We start from the raw sequence: 18,110 nt of genomic DNA on the forward strand, positions 1-18,110 counted from the left end.
TAAATTTATAAAGTGTTTAATTTCTAAAAAATTGGTCAAAAAACGCCATTTGAAATCCAATAGACTGTGCCCAATAGTCCCAATTGTGTTTCCCTGGCATCTTTAAATAGCTATGTGGTATGTTAAGATAAGACAATTTTTTATGCAATTCTTCATTCACTCCAAAGAAAAAATCTTCATAGCCACAGTCAATAAATATTTTTAAATTATTTGGTTTGATTAAATGAAGCATTTCAATCACCGTATGTTCATTCCACTTTTCTTTGTTTTCCGCATAATCTCCTAAGCGCTTGCTCATTTCCCAATTGTCTGGAAATGGACGTATATCCACTCCACCAGCTGTGCTTCCTACTGCTCCATACACATCTTGATGACGAATAGCTAGATATAATGCGCCATGTCCTCCCATACTTAAACCCGTGATAGCACGCCCTGTCTTATGTTTACAAACCTTAAAATTTGATTCGATATAATTCACAAGTTCTTTGCTCACAAATGTTTCATATTGAAAATCTGGAGTCGTATCCCAATACCAACTACCAACCCCACCATCAGGACAAACGACCATATAATTATAGCGGTCAACTAATGTTTTCAAATATGGAGCTTTCTCGACCCAATTGGAATAGTTTCCACCATATCCATGCAATAAATACAGTGTAGGTATAACTTTATCTTTTGTATTATCTGGACGGATTACGACCGTCTTAATCTTTTTATTCATACTCGCTGAAAATACTTCTACAGTATCTACAGTAGCAGCAAATCCTTTGCTAGTAAACAGTAAAACAAATAAGAAAGAGAACAAAAAAAGGTTTTTCATAGTTTTAAAAATCGTATTTGTAAAGATAGGAATCCAAACCAAATGGACGCTCAGAAATCGTATATAAAAAGCGATTATATAGGTCGAAACAAATGGCTTCACCTTGTGGTTCGACGGTATATGGAATGTTACGTGGAGTTTGTTTCAATGTTTCTAGAATAGACGCTGAATGAGATCTTTCCCAAAGGAAGACTGTCGTCAAATTCTTTGCTACAATATATTTACCATCTGCCGAAATATCTGCTCCTGTAGTAAATGTAAAAGGCAATGTTAACATCGGTTGTAATACATGAACTTTCGCATTATTAGTATGCAATGGCAATGAAAAAACGGTAGATTCTAAATCTCGCTTTGACAGAATATAAACTTGATTATCCAATGGATCAACCAAAATGGCTTCTGCATCTCTCCTTTTGTCTGCGTATTTTATTTTAATTTCTTGATATAAAGGAACCTTTAAAGAGGTTAATTTTGTGCTGAAATCAATCTTCGGTTCTTTAATCACATACAACGAAAGTTCCTCTCGCTTGCGCTGATTATTGCCAATATCTGCTAGAATTAAGAAATGATCATTACCAATTTTAAGCCTCGCAATATCCTCAATATCTATTGCTTTGACAGCCTCTATCTGTACAGTTACTTTAAGTGAAGCAGTAGAATCTATTAGGTATATATTTGCATCATCACCACTGTCATTATGTACCCAAAAATATCCTTTTGAAAAATAATAAGGCACAATGCCAGATATTTCCGTTATCGCAGCGCTCGTGACTTTACCTAGCTTTTGAGGACTTTGTGCATAAGATATGCTGCTCAGCAGTAAGTGTAAAAGGCTAACAACTAAAATTTTATGTTGTACAAAACGAACTAATATCATACACTTAATCATTTTTGTCATATAGCAATGCGCCACTCACATTCCAAAAGCTTTGACTGTCACCTTCCGCTGGACCTTGTGGTATATGAACTTTCATTTTGTGCTTGCCTGCCTTCAAATCTCCTAAATCTATATAGTTAGGATATGTAATCGTCCCTGGACACCAATTCGAACGACTCAAGTCAGATGATGAAAGTCCGCTATCAAAATTGCCTGAAACAGGATTGTATAATCTATAGCTACCACAATCCACACGCCAAGGCGTAAATTGAAATTTCAATTGATCGTTTAAATAAATCGAATTCACTTTCGGCACAAATTCATCTCCATTCCACCAACCACCATGACCAGTAGTAATGTAGCGCAATCTTGCATTTTTAACATCTTCTTTTAGTTCAAATTCAAATTCCAAACCTTTATCAGATCCAAATAATGTTGGGTATGTTTGTCCTCCCATTTCCATTACATTTGTCGTGTTAAACAATGATAGAGCTTCTGTTTTTTTAGCATAATTTGAGTTGCCTGGATGGATTGTTAACTCTAAACTTACGATATGACCACCCTTATCGTAATTGCCAATATAAGTTCCAATATATACTTCTTTACCTGACATCACGCTCAAAAACTCGGATATATCTTGACGATATGTCACTGAATCTTGCCAAGTTTTACCTTTTAAGCTCAATCTATCATTGAAGTGAGAAACACCAAAAGGGGTAAAGAATCGCATTAATTCAAATACGGGAGAAAAATTATCTGTGCGTACCATCCCTATATAATCTTTGCCATCGCCTACATCATACTTTGGCAAAGTAGACATCCCGTTTTTCATACCATCAAAAAATGTAACAAGTTGATCTGTTGCAATCATAAACACAGATCCAGTACGGTCATATGCATCTCCATTTGATTTTTCAATCAATTCAATAAATGCTTGACTTTCTTCCAGAAGTTCTGGTATTTTAATTTTTTTCAAAATGACAGTTCCAGCTGCAAAGCGTAAAATAGAATCTGATTTTAAATTATCAGGATCAAAACAGATTTTTTCTTGGCTAAAAATGGGAACTTGAATAAATTTACTTTTCCAAACTTCATCTCTATATGTTAAAATATCCAATACGTGATCTTGTTTTGGTATTTCAAATCCAGCTGGAAAATTTTTAATCTGTTCGATTTTTGCTGCAATAAATCCGCTGTTACCATTTCTACGATATTCCAGTACCACACCTTTTGCTATGCCAATTTCATTAGGTGAAGCCTTGATCGGTAGTTCCGCTGTATAAAAAATTTCAATTGCATTGGAATTAATAGACGTTGTAGCTTTTTTAGTATTTCGTCCTAAAATGACTTTTCGGTCATTAGCCTCAGTAAATATATTTCTATCAAAAGCGGAGGAATCTGCAGAATATATACTCTTCCTGTTTTGAAAAGTTGATTTTCTATATATTACTTTAGAAGGTAAATCAACAATACTTTGTTCAGCAGTTTGTCTGAAATTATTATTCAATATACTTTCACGTGTGATTACAGTTTTATTTTTATCTGCGAATACTATGATTGGATTAGTTTCAACCACTTGATCGCCGCGGATCGTATGATAAGTTATTTTGTAAACTTGCGCTTGTCCAATGTTTGCAAGACATATTAAAAAACAGATAAATAGAAAATTTTTCATAGTGGTTTTAATGTGTTTACATGACTTCAATTATTGTTCCATCTTCAATGGGATGAGATACGCAAATCAGACATCTTCCGCGCTCTACTTCATTATCCGTCAAGACTTCATTATAATCCATTTTTACCCCGCCTTTTACGACTTGTGAAATACAGGTGCTACACATACCTGATTTACAAGAATAAGGTAATTTGATTTTGTGAGACAAGCCAACATCTAAAACAGTTTGATTCGCAGGAACCAATAAATTATAATCTTGTCCATTGAATTTTAAGGTAACATTATATTCAGAAGTGTCCTCAATTTCTTCTTCCCGTTCATCATCATCTTCCTCTTCTTCTGGAAAATGAAATGTTTCTCTACGTACATTTTCATCTGGAAAACCCATACCCAAAAGTGTAAAACGTACTAAATCCATATAAAATAATGGACCACACGTATAAAATAGAGCTTGTGAATGATCTGACTGTAAATGTTGATCAACTAATGCAATCAAATATTCTCTATTTAATCGCGCATGTGCTAAATTTTTAGAATTTGACCAAATGAATTCAATATGCAAACGTGTAGGATAACGTTGTTGCCATGCCAGTAATTCATCGTAAAAAACAGTTTTCTCTTTGGATGAATTGCTGTAAATTAATACGACTTTACTATTTTTTTCTTCTACAAGAGCTGTTTTCAAAATTGAATAAAGTGGTGTAATACCTACTCCTGCTGCAAAAAGAAAAACGGTTCTACTACTATCCACTTCAGGTTCGTACGTGAATAATCCTTGTGGATCTAATACTTCGATTATATCATTTATTTCGAGCTTGTGATGTAGCAATCGTGAAATTTCTCCATTATCGACGCGCTTCACTGTAATTTCTAACGGTTCATACACTGAAGGAGAACTGCTGAAAGAATAAGACCGTCTAACTTCCCTATCCCCAAACTGAAAATTTAAAGTCAGAAATTGTCCCGCTTTATATGTCGGATATTTACCCGAAAGATCGTTGAAACGAATTGATACAATATCGTTTGGCTGTCTGATTATCTCTGATACGCTAAATTCATACATAGACTTAAAGATAAAAATAAATATATCGACAAATAAAAAATCCTGACCACAGGGTCAGGATTTTACAATAATATTATGTGTAAGATTATAACTTACGTTTTACTTCTACTTGTTCGTATGCTTCTACGATATCGCCTACTTGAATATCGTTGAATTTATCGATGTTCAAACCACATTCATAACCGTGTGTTACTTCTTTCACATCATCTTTGAAACGCTTCAATGAAGCCAATTTACCAGTATGGATTACGACACCATCGCGAATGATACGGATATCATTTTGACGTGTGATTTTTCCGCTTGTAACCATACATCCGGCAATTGTACCCACTTTAGTAATTTTGAAAGTTTCGCGAATTTCAACCTCACCAACAATTTTTTCTTCAAATTTCGGAGCCAACATACCTTCCATCGCTGATTTCAATTCGTCAATTGCATCGTAAATGATTGAGTACAAACGAACATCAATTTGTTCAGCTTCTGCTAGCTTACGCGCATTTTGCGTCGGACGAACTTGGAAACCGATAATGATTGCATCTGATGCAGAAGCTAATAATACATCCGATTCCGAAATAGCACCCACAGATTTGTGAATAATATTTACTTGAATTTCGTCTGTTGAAAGCTTCAATAATGAATCCGATAATGCTTCGATAGAACCATCTACATCACCTTTCACTATTACATTCAACTCCTTAAAGTTACCAATTGCAAGACGACGACCGATCTCATCCAAAGTAATGTGCTTAGTTGCACGCATACCTTGCTCACGTTGTAATTGAAGACGTTTGTTCGCTACTTGACGTGCTTCAGATTCGCTTTCTAATACATAAAGCTTATCACCTGCTGTCGGAGCTCCAGACATACCTAAGATCTGAACTGGTGTCGAAGGACCAGCTTCTTTCACGCGTTCGCCACGTTCATTTGTTAAAGCTTTTACCTTACCTGAATGTGAACCTGCCAAAATAGCATCACCCACACGTAATGTACCACCTTGAACTAATACTGTAGTCACGATACCACGACCTTTATCTAAAGCTGACTCGATTACTGAACCTACAGCACGTTTTTTAGGATCGGCTGTTAATTCTAATAATTCAGCTTCTAATAAAACTTTCTCTAATAATAAATCAACGTTTTCACCTGTCTTAGCAGAAATTTCTTGCGCTTGGTATTTACCACCCCAATCTTCTACTAAAATGTTCATAGCTGATAATTGCTCACGTATTCTATCTGCATTTGCACCTGGCTTATCTACTTTAGTGAAAGCAAATACAATCGGTGAACCAGCAGCTTGTGCGTGATTAATTGCTTCTCTTGTCTGAGGCATCACAGCATCATCCGCAGCAATAACTATAATAACGATATCCGTTACTTTAGCACCACGAGCACGCATCGCAGTAAAGGCTTCGTGACCTGGAGTATCTAAGAAAGTGATTTTACGACCATCATCTAATTTCACGGCATAAGCACCAATATGCTGCGTAATACCACCTGCTTCACCTTTAGTTACGTTTGCTTTACGAACGTAATCTAGTAAAGACGTTTTACCGTGATCGACGTGACCCATTACCGTTACAATTGGCGCACGAGGAATTAAATTCTCTTCGCTATCCGCCTCTTCTAATTCAGCAACTTCTTCATCTTCTGGTTTAATAAACTCAACTTGATACCCGAATTCATCAGCAACGATAGTTAAAGTTTCTGCATCTAAACGTTGGTTAATAGACACAAACATACCTAAACTCATACATGTCGCGATAATCTGCGTAACTTGAACATCCATTAAATTAGCTAATTCATTTGCCGTAACGAATTCCGTTACACGCAAAACTTTGGCCATTAATTCTTGTTCCATTGCTGCCTCTTCTGCAGAAAGTGCTATATCATCACGTTTTTGACGACGAAGTTTTGCACGTTGCGCAAATTTACCAGACTTACCAGCCCCACTCAAACGAGCAAGTGTAGCTTTGATTTGATCTTGAATTTGTTTTTCTGATAACTCTTCTTTTGGAGCGTCATTTCTTCCGCCTTTTCCTCTGTTATCAAATCTACCTCTATTTGCAGGATTATTACCTCCTGGACGGTTGATGTTATTATTATTACCTCTTGGACCGCCTTGTTGAGGACCTCCTGGTCTATTTTGACCTGGCTGTCCTTGTTGACCACCTTGTTGTCTATTTTGACCATAAGGACCACTTCCTTGCGGTCTATTTTGACCACCTTGCTGGTTGTTTTGGTCATTTGGAGATACAGGAGTACCTGGTTTATTCGTACGCTTACGCTTACGTTTGTTGTCTTGATTCGAATTCGAAGAAGACGCCACAGGCTTTTCTTTAGGTTTAAAAGTTGGTAATTCAATCTTACCAATTACTTTAGGACCTTCTAATTTTTCTGAGCGCGCACGAATTACGTCATCTACAGGTTCTTTCTTTACAGGAGGAGTTACTGCCGCTACAGGAGTAACTGGTACTTGTGCTATCGGCTTTTGCTCTTGTTTCTCCACTGGTTTTGACTCTACTTTTGGAGCCATAACTTCTTGTACAGGCTTTACCTCTTCCTTAACAGGAGCTACAACCTCTACTTTTTCAACTGGTACAGGTTTCACCTCTACTTTTGGTTCTTCTTTCACCTCTTCTTTGATAGGTTCTGGTTTAGGCTCTTCCTTTTTTTCTACCACTGGAGTCACTGGAGTTTCTGCTGGTTTCTGAGCGATAGGTTCCTCTACCTTTTTAGGTTTTGGTTTATTCAAACTATCTAAATCAATTTTGCCAACAACTTTTAAAGAACCGGTATTTGATTCCTCTTTCTCTTCTTTCACAGGCTCTTCTTTGCTAGCCGCTGGAGGAGTTACTAAAGGACTTTTAATTAAAATTTCTTTTTCAACTTCATCATTTTTTGAAGTAGATGACTCTTGGGAAGGAGCAGAACTTCCTGATGAAGGAGTTTCTTCACGACGAATCTTGCCAATTACAATTTGTTTAGCTTCATCCTTTGCGATTTTATCTCCCTGAAATTTACGCAAAAGAACATCGTACATATCCGCAGCTAATTTGGTGGTAGGTTTTGCCTCTACGTCAAATCCCTTTTCCTTCAAATAATCAACTGCAGTACCAATACCAATATTAAGCTCTTTTGCTGCTTTAAGTAAGTTTATGCTTTTACCTTCTGTCATCTAATATTAACCTTCTAAAAATTCTGTTCTTTACAAAAATATGATTTTTTCGCACGCATTTAACAAATATTTACATTTTCTATGTAACATATTTTGACTACTGAGTTTTATTCAAACTCAGTAGCTAAAATGCGAACGATTTCTTGTATTGTGTCTTCTTCTAAATCTGTACGACGTACTAATTCCTCATGAGACAATGCTAAAACTGATTTTGCACTATCCAAACCTACACGCTTCAATTCATCAATGATCCAGCTGTCGATTTCGTCTGAGAATTCTTCGATATCCACATCCTCCTCCACTTCGTCATTTTCGCGGTATACGTCGATTTCATAACCTGTCAATTTACCTGCCAATTTGATATTGTGTCCGCCACGACCAATAGCCAATGACACTTGATCCGGTTTCAAATAAACTGCAGCTGTTTTGTTTTCATCATCAATTTTGATGGACGTGATACGAGCAGGGCTCAATGCACGTGTGATATACAATGATGCATTTGTCGTGAAGTTGATTACGTCGATGTTTTCATTACGCAACTCGCGTACGATACCATGAATACGCGAACCTTTCATACCCACACATGCTCCTACTGGGTCAATACGATCATCGTAAGACTCTACAGCTACTTTAGCACGCTCTCCTGGTTCGCGAACAATTTTTTTGATCGTAATCAAACCATCGAAGATCTCAGGAACTTCTAATTCAAATAAACGTTGTAAAAATTCTGGTGCTGTACGTGAAATAATAATCTTAGGATTACTATTCATCATATCCACCTTATATACTACTGCACGAATGCTATCACCCTTTTTGAAGTAATCTGCTGGGATTTGCTCCGTTTTAGGCAATAATAATTCGTTACCATCTTCATCCAATACTAAGATTTCTTTTTTCCAAATTTGGTAAACTTCACCGATTACCAATTCGCCTTCACGATCTTTGTATTTTTTGAATACTTCGTCTTTCTCTAATTCCAAAACTTTAGATACTAAAGTTTGACGAGCAGCTAATATAGCACGACGTCCAAAACTTTCTAAAGTAATCTGTTCGATGTAATCATCACCAACTTCCAAATCTGGATCATACTGGTGTGCTTCTGCCAATTCGATTTCTAAATCATCGTCTTCTGAGAAACCATCTTCCATCACGACACGCGTTCTCCAAATTTCCAAGTCACCATTATCTGGATTCACGATAACGTCAACATTCTCGTCTGTGCCGAAACGCTTACGAATCATACTACGAAATACTTCTTCAAGTACTGTGATTACCGTCGGACGGTCAATATTTTTGAACTCTTTAAACTCCTGAAAAGAGTCAATCAAATTAATATTGGTGCTGCTCATTTTATTTAAATGAAATTAAAACTCTTGTTTCCTTTATTTGATCTAATGGCAATATCGCTTCCTTTAATTCAGCTTTTTTGCCCTTTTCTTTTACTTTTTCTTCGATGGTAACTTCGGTTGCTGTTGCTGCGATAAGTTTACCCTCTTTTTTATCGCCATTCGCTAATTTAACACGAACATCCCTTCCGATATTTTTATCGTATTGACGTTGCATTGTTAATGGCGAATCAATACCAGGAGAAGATACTTCTAAGCGATAAGCATTCTCTATAACATTTTCTTCTTCCAAATGAAAACCAACATGTCTGCTTACTGCCACACAATCGTCAATTGAAATCCCATTATCACCATCTAACAAAATGGATAGAATCCCATTTTTTAACATAGTAATATTAACGATAAAAAGTTCGGGACGATCGGCGATTTTCTCTTCTACTAATTCTCTAACGCGTTTTTCAATCTGCATATTTTTCAAAATTGAATTAAAAAAGGGGGCATTCCATGCCCCCTTCCTTTCAGATATTGCAAATATACATAATAATTATATAAGCAAGAAATTTTCTCATACTATTTTTTCGTTTCTACGACTGAATTAATCGTTTTTTGCATTTGTGCCATCATACTTGTCAACGACTCTATGGTCGGTTCAGCACTTGGCTCAGGAAATTCTGTCGAAATGTAAGCCTTCGCTTTCCACACTTCTACAATATCCGTAGGTTCTACCCAATAGGAATCGTATACTTTGTTGTCCGACACTAATTTTAGCCCTTTATCATCTTTATATTTAAATGCAACACGTTTGTATACTACACCTTCATCTTTTGAAATGATGACATATGTTTGTCCAGGTTTTATATCATGCCAATTCTCAACATATTCGCCAATTACAATAGACCCACTAGGTAATGGCAACATAGAGTCTCCTTTAATCTCAAATGCTCTATAAGTTCCTTGATTAAACATTGGCAAAGAGAAGCGAGGTAACTCCTTTACATATTCAGGATCACCATAGCCATTTAAATAACCCGCGCTAGCCTTTACTGGCACCAGCTCTATATTTTCTCGATCTTCAGCATCAACAGTCACCGAAAGTACGCGCAAGTTTGAAGAGTTACCTTTTGCCACAGGTTTCCACTTCTCATCAATCACATCATTAGCCAATTCATCCATACTCAACCCATAATATTCAGCTATTTTTTTTAGCAATTCGTATTTGGGCTCTGCACGATCCTCTTCATACGCACCTACTGAAGCGCGCTTAATTTCCATTAAATCAGCAAACTGCTGCTGTGTTAAACCGTTTCTCTTTCGAAGAAACTTCAAATTGGAAGCAATATTTGACATTATATTTTTTTTCAAAACTATTTGTGAATACTAAAATTATTAGTAATATTGTGCCAATAAAATTAGTAAACATATTTTGCAAACCCAAATATTTTAGTAAAAACATGAAAAAGCATATTGTATATATCACGACAGACGCAAATAGAGTATATGTTGAGGCTGGTTATTGCCAAGACATTAGCCTGAAATTATTTGAATTGCAGAATGCAGCAAACTCTTTTATGGTTCGAGGACCAAAATTCACGCGTATCGTGCATACTGAAGAATTTGAGACATACGAAGCTGCGGAAAGAAGAAAAAATGAATTGAATAGCTATACGCGCATGCAACAAGAGAAATTAATACGAAGAAATAACCCCAATTGGTTAGGTATGCATAAAGTGGATAGTACTATAATGAATAAAGCTGCTGCTTATGCCTAAACATAAACAACAGCTTTTAACAACCTTAACATATATCGCAATTTTGGTTTATAGACTACCAACCTGGAGCGAAGTTTAATCCGAATGTTCCAATTTTAGACTTAGTCTTTTGGAATGGAATCGCATAATAAGGTTCTAATATCATAGCCCCAAATAAATTAACACGTAATGATACCCCTGCGCTAAATACAGGTACACGTACATTAGGATCAAACATTTTAAGCGGTTGGTTATCCGACCCTAAAATGACATTTCCGCTTTCATCGACCACGTTAATTTTGTCCTCATCTGTACGACTCATCTTGATAGTATTACCACCGTACCAAGCCATACCAGCATCTACAAAGAAATTTAAATCTGAAAACAATAAGCCAGATTTAACAAGTGCTAACTTTTCAGGTCCTGTGAATGGAATACGTATTTCGAAATTACCAACAGCCATCCTTGATCCAGACAATTCAGAAAATCCAATATTACCAGTCACATCTACATTTCCACTTTCGTATCCACGAATCAAATATGGATAACCGATATACAGCGGATACAATGCGCTTTCGTCTTTTCCAACTCGCATATAGGAATATAAACGCGCTGCAATCGTAACAGGTTTATAGCGATTATATTTACGCAAATCCACATTTAGAGCAGTAAAATTATAATCTCCAAAATATTGCTCTGCTCCTAAACGATATCTAAATCCTTGTAGTGGAGAAGTTATACCAAAAACCGTATTATCTCCCACAAAACCAGAATTTATTTGTTGAATGACAAATGGTTTGAAATTGCCTCCAAGTAATTGAGAAGCTTCTTCATTAGTTATTCTCTGTCTATCGCCATATCCGTAATAGTAACTTTGTCTCCATTTATCCACCCGATAGCCGTAGCGAGAAAGAGCTGCGCCCACCTCAAAACGATGATGTCGATTAAATGGATAGGCTACAAAAGCTTCTGCTTGCGTTTGGAAAGTACGAATCATATACGTGCTAATCGCTAACTCAGGACCGTTACCAAAATTTTCTGTTCCATATTGCGAAAAACCTGTCATATATGGGATATGGGATAGCGCACCACCCCAATTAAGTCGGCTTCGCTGATTAATGTAAGCAACTTGTCCGCCGAAATCATAAATCTCACCGTTGATATTTAACGCAGCAAAAATTTGGTTATAACCTAAAATATCAGAAAACTGACCTTGAATACCTGAGCTAATCCCAGCACCATATCGTGAACCAACAGACATACCAACCCCAGAATTAGCTAGATAATCCAACTTGAATTTTGGAGTGTAAGCAATATTACTAATTTGATTATCCGAAATACGTTCAAAAACATTGAAATTAGTTAAGTTTCTATTTACAACATTTACACCACGATCTACATTTGGTGGCAGTATTGCTGCTGTCATATCTACATCGTGAACAGATACAGCTACAGGTTCAAATTCTGAAATATTTGCTTTATAAATATTGTATTTTTTCTTTTTGAAGAATGAATAAACAATTTCATCGTTAGCTGAGACAGATATAGCAGGAGAATACTCTGTAATACCAGAAATCCCTGTAAAGTAATCTGTCAAACGTTCTACTGTATTTGAACTGAAATGATATCTGTATAAATTTCTATACCCATCACTATTAGATAAGAAAAACACCGCTGTACCGTCTGCTGAAAATTGTGGATTCAAATTATTTGCCCCAGGGAAAACGTCTATATTTTGAATCTTACCCGAAGAAATATCATACAATGCAAGATTCATAGGAATGGTCACGGAACGACTATCACTTTGCAATGCTAAACGATCCGTACTAAAAACTATACACCTTCCATCTCGAGAATAGTTAGGCTGATAATCAGAGTATACATCATTGGTTAATTGCGTCAACTTTTTCGTGTTGATATTGTATGTATATAGATCAGAATGTCCATTAACTAAGCCTGAGAACGCAACTGTTTCTCCATCAGGAGCCCATGCGATATTAGCAAATTCAACTATATCTCCCATAGCTTCTACCAGTTCAGGATTTCCGGTCTCCACATTTACGACCATGAGTTTATTCTTTCCCTGAGAAAACACAGAAAAGGCAAATTTCTTGGAATCAGGAGAAAAAGACCCTGCGGATTCTAGAAAACTAAATTCATCAATATCTTTATTCGTGAGTTTACTCCCCAATTTCCGTATTCGCTTACCTGTCTTTGCATCCGCTAGATACAAGTCAATACTAAATAAATCTTGTTCCGATAGATAAACCACATACTTTCCGTCAGGTGAAATGGTTGGAGAAAGATTCATCGATCCAGCATTATTTTGATTAATCAAACTAATACCTATAGGTCTTGTTGTGGTATCTTTTCCTGAATTACGATATGCCTGCTCCATGCTGTTTTTCCATAGTGTAGACATCGTTTGTGCATCGTAACCAAATACTCTTCGCATAGCGAACTCGTAACCGTATTTTGCCGTTTCAATAAACAGCGGCATAATAACCGTATCGCCATAAGTAGAACCAATGAAAGACCAAAATGCTTGACCATAACGATATGGAAAATAATCGTACGACTGCTCTGTCAATTGTTTTAAGGATGGAATGTCTTTGTGAAGGTAGGCATCGCGCATCCACATAGATGTAAATGCATCTTTCTTACCAATTGAAAAGTATTCAGCCATACCTTCAATCATCCACAAAGGAATATTGCCTATATTTTCAAGTCTTGTAGAATCGCCGCCTTCCATTATTACACGATATTGGAAAGCGTGGACCATCTCGTGCCCTAGTACATGTCGTGTTTGCTGATTAATCTGCATAATCGGCATAATAACACGTTGCTTAAACGCTTCTGTAACCCCGCCTGTACCGACTGAAATATCGCCTCGTATTGCTGTAGTTTGCTGGAATTCGGGATGATTGTTGTAAAATATTATTGGATTTTTGCGCGCAAAAGTATCCTGAAACACTTGCTGATGCATATCATACCATACCTCTGATTCTTTGGCTAGCCAGCGCATCATCGAATCATTTTCTAAATAATAGTATATATTAAAGTGTGGTGTATCATATACTTTAAAGTTCAGTTTTTTGTATCGCATTTTATTTTGACCAAAATACTGCGCTTGCACCGCCCCACTAAAGACTATCATTAATGCTAAAAAATTGATAATCCGATACAAATATTTCTTATTTAACAAACTCATAATAATTTAGTTAGTATTGTAAATTTAAATATTTAATACTTATTGTTCTTCATTAGTTGATTGCTCTGTTGTATTTTGTGAACCTTCTAATGGTTCAATTTGCAATTCACCTTCGTCGCCATCTGCAGTGCTATCAGCTGGAGCCGAATAAATTACTCTTGGTGTAGGACATTTGTACGTTTTGGTAATTTCAACTGTTGGCTCAGGGAATTTACCGAAAGTTACGCCTAATTCTGGATGTTTGTACACTTCTTCCATAAATGCCGCATAAATTGGGAGTGCAGTTTTAGACCCCTCACCTGTCGCTGAATTTTTAAAGTGAATACTTTGTTCATCGCAACCTACCCAAACACCTGCTACTAAATCTTTTGTAACCCCCATATACCATGCATCGACGTAGTCTGAGGAGGTACCAGTCTTACCACCAATCTCGTTATTTTCTTTGAATAAATCCCATTCCCATAATGCTTGAGATGTACCTCTTGGCTCCTCAAGAGTTCCGCGCAACATGTAAGTCATTAGCCACGCATTTTCAGGACTAATTACTTGCTTATGCTCTGTTTGAAATAATGCGATAACATTACCTTCCTGATCAACGATTTTTGAAACTAAAATTGGCTCTGTCGTTTTTCCAGCATTCATAAAAGTGCTGTACGATTTAACCATCTCGTAAACCGATACATCATTCGATCCCAATCCTACAGAAGGTACTGCTTGCAGCTTGCTGTCAATTCCAGTTTTGTGCGCCATCTCAACAACTTTATCCGCCCCCACTATTTCCGTCAATTGTGCCGTAATTGTATTTAAAGAACGTGCTAAAGCGTGTCTTAAAGTCATATCGCTATACGATATAGACCAATCGGCATTCTTTGGCTCCCAAGTTTCAGGTCCGTCCTTACCTATAAACTCAATTTTCACAGGTTTGTCCGTTAATTTATCACAAGGTGTCATTCCAGATTCCAGTGCTGCCAAGTAAGCAAATGGTTTAAAAGTAGACCCTGCTTGTCTTTTCGCTTGATTAACGTGGTCAAATTTATAATACTGGTGATTAATACCCCCAACCCAAACTTTTATTTCACCGTTATAAGGATCCATCGCCATCATTCCCGTATTTAGCATCATTACATAATGTTTCAACGAATCAATAGTAGAAAAGTTTACTTTTTCCATGCCATCCCAAGTAAAAACTTCCATTTCCTTCTTGATATTTAGCACTTGAAATACACTATCCTCGTTATTATTGAAGCGTTCCATCAAACTCTTATACACAGAAAGCTTTCGAGCTTGGTTTTCTAAAAATTCTGGAATAACATTTCCGTCTTTGTCACGCCATGGTTCACTGTCACCCCACGTATTTTTTAATCTACGCTGCAGTTCTTTCATTTTAGTTGCCATTACTTGCTCTGCAATTTTTTGCATACGCGAATCAATGGTTGTATAAATTTTTAAACCAGCTTTATTGATATCTATTTCATTGTCTTGACTCCATTTATCCAACCATCTGTATACAGCTGAACGCAAATACGAATCATTCGAATCATCATTATCATGAAAGCTTAAGTCTAATTTTAACGAGTCTTGTGCTAATTGTGCTACTTCACCTTCCGTAATATATCCAGCTTTTTGCATTTGTGAAAGCACAGTATTGCGCCTCTGCAATGCATTTTTCGGATTACGAATGGGGTTATAGATAGTTGTTCCTTTTAGCATACCAATTAATAAAGCGCCTTCATTTGTGCTCAGTGCAGATGGTAATTTATTAAAGTATCGAAGAGAAGCAGATTTTATGCCGTAAGCATTATTGCTAAATGAAACGGTGTTCAAATACATTGTTAAAATGTCTTGCTTGGAATATTTACTTTCCAATTTGTATGCAGTCATCCATTCCTTGTATTTGGTTATCAATATACGAACACCAGGAATTTTGCTTAAGTAACCTTGAGAATGTGCATATCGTGTCTTAAAAAGATTCTTGGCTAATTGTTGCGTAATTGTACTGCCACCGCGTTGGTCTCCTTTAATAGTTGAAATAATGCCCGAAGCAAGTCCTAAAAAATCTACTCCATTATGTTTATAAAACCGAATATCTTCAGTGGCTATTAATGCGTTCACAACCTCTGGCGCAATACTATCAAAAGCAACAGGATCACGATCTTCATCAAAATAACGACCAATTAACACAGAATCAGCGGTATACAATTCTGACGCAACATTAAGTGTGGGCATCACAATATCCTTTTGTGTAGGAGAATAACCAAATAATCCTAAGAAATTAAGTTGAACGGCACAAGTTAGTAATACAATACAATAAATACCTATAATTATGTATCGTAGAAATCGATTTTTAACACGTCTAAACATAGGGTAAATATGACAAAAATGTTTGGTAAAATACTATACAATCAACATTTAAATAAATTCATATTTATAAAATTAACGAATTTTAACATTCTTTGTTTTACGATAAATTGTACTTTTTCAAATACTTCAGTAGTGATGCATTGACGTCATTAAAACATCTATAGACGAAGGTTAATGAAATTCATAATATTTGACTAAATTTACCTAGCATTTAACTAACGACATGTTAAAACAAACATTACAACAAAAGTTATTACAGAAACTATCTCCGCAGCAGATTCAATTTATAAAGCTACTGCAAGTGCCTACGGCTTCTTTGGATACACGTATCAAAGAAGAGTTGGAAGAAAACCCTGCGCTTGAGGATGCGAGTCTCGCTAATATGAATGATCCAATAGAAGATTATCCAGATAAAGATCCAGATGATTACGATAATAAAAGTGAGGACAGTTTTGATGAGGAATTTTCATTAGAAGAGTATATTCAAGAAGACGATTTCAAGGATTACGGCAATAACTATAATAGTGATGATGATGACGAGCAGAAGGAAATACCTATTGCAATTCAAGATTCATTTTTTGAAAAGTTGCAGAATCAACTTGATTTACTTGCGCTTACCGACAAACAATATTTAATAGGTAATCAAATTATCGGTAGTTTGGATGATGACGGCTATCTTCGTAGACCGATTTTATCCCTGATAGATGACCTTGCTTTCTCCCAAAATGTGATAGCCGAAGAGGAAGAAATGGAAGAGATGTTGAGCGTAATTCAAGAGTTTGAACCTGCAGGCATTGGTGCGCGTGATTTGCAAGAATGTTTGTTGATTCAATTAGGAAAAAAGGATCAAGAAAGCTTAATTGTAAAGAAAGCCGTTGATGTAGTTAAGAATTATTTGGAAGAATTCACAAAAAAGCACTACGACAAAATTGAAAAGCAGCTTAACGTAACTTCCGAAGAATTAAAAGAAATCATTAATGAAATATTAAAACTGAATCCAAAACCAGGAGATTCAGCTGCAGCAGCTGGTAAACAATTGCAAATAATTCCAGATTTTCACATTAGTAATAATGATGGTATTTTGCATTTGACATTGAATGGTCGAAATGCACCGGAACTTCGTGTATCTCGTACGTATCAAGGTATGTTTGAGCATTACGAAAAGGCAGAAAAGACCGATAAAAAGATGAAGGAAGCTGTACAATTCGTAAAATCGAAACTGGATTCTGCAAAATGGTTTATCGACGCGATCAAACAAAGACAACAGACGCTTCTGAAAACAATGAATGCCATTATGAAATACCAATACGAGTATTTCTTAACGGGCGACGACCGTATGTTGAAACCTATGATTCTAAAAGACATTGCGGAAGAAATTAATATGGATATTTCTACTGTCTCGCGTGTAGCAAATTCAAAATACGTGCAAACGGAATTTGGGACGTTTCTTCTCAAATCCTTTTTCTCAGAGGCAATTCAAACCGATTCGGGCGAAGAGGTTTCGAATAAAGAAGTTAAGAAAATATTAGAGGAATGTATTGCCAATGAAGACAAACGCAAGCCACTAGCTGATGAAAAGCTCACCGAAATACTAAAAGATAAAGGATATACTATTGCGCGTCGTACAGTAGCAAAATATCGGGAGTCAATGAATATCCCTGTAGCAAGATTAAGAAAGGAATTATAGAAATATAATTCCTTTCTTATTAAAGTATAAATTGCTTTGATCTGCGACTAGATCTCTGCTAAGCCACAATCGAGTAGGAAGATAGGGATTATTTCCCTATCTGTCCTCTCACACCACCTGGCATACGGATCCGTACCAAGGCGG

At 36.3% G+C, this 18,110-nt stretch carries 12 protein-coding genes; 2 read left to right on the top strand and 10 right to left on the bottom strand.

The features are described from left to right. Positions 1–16 precede the first annotated feature (16 nt). The 8 genes from GOQ16_RS11410 to GOQ16_RS11445 form a co-directional block, all read right to left on the bottom strand. Entirely contained in the window at positions 17–823 is an 807-nt protein-coding gene (locus GOQ16_RS11410; protein ID WP_192922524.1) for an alpha/beta hydrolase, read from the bottom strand. Between the two features lie 4 nt (positions 824–827). Then, complete coding sequence (locus GOQ16_RS11415) at positions 828–1,700, bottom strand: hypothetical protein (protein ID WP_160069403.1); 873 nt, start codon at positions 1,698–1,700, stop codon at positions 828–830. A gap of 4 nt (positions 1,701–1,704) precedes the next feature. Next, positions 1,705–3,375, bottom strand: coding sequence for a PNGase F N-terminal domain-containing protein (locus tag GOQ16_RS11420; protein ID WP_160069404.1), 1,671 nt, complete (start codon positions 3,373–3,375; stop codon positions 1,705–1,707). 16 nt (positions 3,376–3,391) lie between these two features. Then, positions 3,392–4,438, bottom strand: coding sequence for a ferredoxin--NADP reductase (locus GOQ16_RS11425; RefSeq protein WP_160069405.1), 1,047 nt, complete (start codon positions 4,436–4,438; stop codon positions 3,392–3,394). 85 nt (positions 4,439–4,523) lie between these two features. Then, on the bottom strand, positions 4,524–7,613 hold the full coding sequence (gene infB / locus GOQ16_RS11430) for a translation initiation factor IF-2 (protein WP_160069406.1): 3,090 nt from the start codon (positions 7,611–7,613) through the stop codon (positions 4,524–4,526). A 107-nt stretch (positions 7,614–7,720) separates the two neighbouring features. Continuing rightward, positions 7,721–8,962 carry a transcription termination factor NusA gene (nusA, locus tag GOQ16_RS11435; RefSeq protein ID WP_160069407.1) on the bottom strand — a complete coding sequence of 414 codons (1,242 nt, stop codon included), beginning with the start codon at positions 8,960–8,962 and terminating at the stop codon, positions 7,721–7,723. Position 8,963: 1 nt separating this feature from the next. Further along, on the bottom strand, positions 8,964–9,428 hold the full coding sequence (gene rimP / locus GOQ16_RS11440) for a ribosome assembly cofactor RimP (protein WP_160069408.1): 465 nt from the start codon (positions 9,426–9,428) through the stop codon (positions 8,964–8,966). A 101-nt stretch (positions 9,429–9,529) separates the two neighbouring features. Beyond that, entirely contained in the window at positions 9,530–10,306 is a 777-nt protein-coding gene (locus GOQ16_RS11445) for an XRE family transcriptional regulator (protein WP_149914275.1), read from the bottom strand. A gap of 104 nt (positions 10,307–10,410) precedes the next feature. Between GOQ16_RS11445 and GOQ16_RS11450 the strand changes: the two genes are divergently transcribed. Beyond that, positions 10,411–10,728 (top strand): GIY-YIG nuclease family protein, encoded by a 318-nt coding sequence (locus GOQ16_RS11450; protein ID WP_160069409.1) that lies wholly within the window; start codon positions 10,411–10,413, stop codon positions 10,726–10,728. Between the two features lie 55 nt (positions 10,729–10,783). Here GOQ16_RS11450 and GOQ16_RS11455 read toward each other — a convergent pair whose 3' ends face one another. Next, entirely contained in the window at positions 10,784–13,918 is a 3,135-nt protein-coding gene (locus GOQ16_RS11455) for a tolB protein precursor (RefSeq protein WP_240141022.1), read from the bottom strand. Positions 13,919–13,957: 39 nt separating this feature from the next. After that, positions 13,958–16,144: a transglycosylase domain-containing protein gene (locus GOQ16_RS11460; RefSeq protein ID WP_240141023.1), complete on the bottom strand. Its 2,187-nt coding sequence runs from the start codon at positions 16,142–16,144 to the stop codon at positions 13,958–13,960. Between the two features lie 358 nt (positions 16,145–16,502). Here GOQ16_RS11460 and rpoN point away from each other — a divergent pair, with 358 nt between their 5' ends. Beyond that, positions 16,503–17,966: an RNA polymerase factor sigma-54 gene (gene rpoN / locus GOQ16_RS11465; protein ID WP_160069411.1), complete on the top strand. Its 1,464-nt coding sequence runs from the start codon at positions 16,503–16,505 to the stop codon at positions 17,964–17,966. Positions 17,967–18,110 lie beyond the last annotated feature (144 nt).

Origin of the sequence: Sphingobacterium bovisgrunnientis (assembly GCF_009829085.1) — a bacterium.
Lineage (GTDB): Bacteria > Bacteroidota > Bacteroidia > Sphingobacteriales > Sphingobacteriaceae > Sphingobacterium > Sphingobacterium bovisgrunnientis.

What these genes read in the sequence shown, in the direction of transcription:
- nusA (WP_160069407.1), bottom strand. Translation starts at nt 8,962, where the DNA reads ATGAGCAGCACCAATATTAATTTGATTGACTCTTTTCAGGAGTTTAAA.
- infB (WP_160069406.1), bottom strand. Translation starts at nt 7,613, where the DNA reads ATGACAGAAGGTAAAAGCATAAACTTACTTAAAGCAGCAAAAGAGCTT.
- GOQ16_RS11420 (WP_160069404.1), bottom strand. Translation starts at nt 3,375, where the DNA reads ATGAAAAATTTTCTATTTATCTGTTTTTTAATATGTCTTGCAAACATT.
- GOQ16_RS11445 (WP_149914275.1), bottom strand. Translation starts at nt 10,306, where the DNA reads ATGTCAAATATTGCTTCCAATTTGAAGTTTCTTCGAAAGAGAAACGGT.
- GOQ16_RS11455 (WP_240141022.1), bottom strand. Translation starts at nt 13,918, where the DNA reads ATGAGTTTGTTAAATAAGAAATATTTGTATCGGATTATCAATTTTTTA.
- GOQ16_RS11425 (WP_160069405.1), bottom strand. Translation starts at nt 4,438, where the DNA reads ATGTATGAATTTAGCGTATCAGAGATAATCAGACAGCCAAACGATATT.
- GOQ16_RS11450 (WP_160069409.1), top strand. Translation starts at nt 10,411, where the DNA reads ATGAAAAAGCATATTGTATATATCACGACAGACGCAAATAGAGTATAT.
- GOQ16_RS11460 (WP_240141023.1), bottom strand. Translation starts at nt 16,144, where the DNA reads ATGCCCACACTTAATGTTGCGTCAGAATTGTATACCGCTGATTCTGTG.
- rimP (WP_160069408.1), bottom strand. Translation starts at nt 9,428, where the DNA reads ATGCAGATTGAAAAACGCGTTAGAGAATTAGTAGAAGAGAAAATCGCC.
- rpoN (WP_160069411.1), top strand. Translation starts at nt 16,503, where the DNA reads ATGTTAAAACAAACATTACAACAAAAGTTATTACAGAAACTATCTCCG.
- GOQ16_RS11415 (WP_160069403.1), bottom strand. Translation starts at nt 1,700, where the DNA reads ATGATATTAGTTCGTTTTGTACAACATAAAATTTTAGTTGTTAGCCTT.
- GOQ16_RS11410 (WP_192922524.1), bottom strand. Translation starts at nt 823, where the DNA reads ATGAAAAACCTTTTTTTGTTCTCTTTCTTATTTGTTTTACTGTTTACT.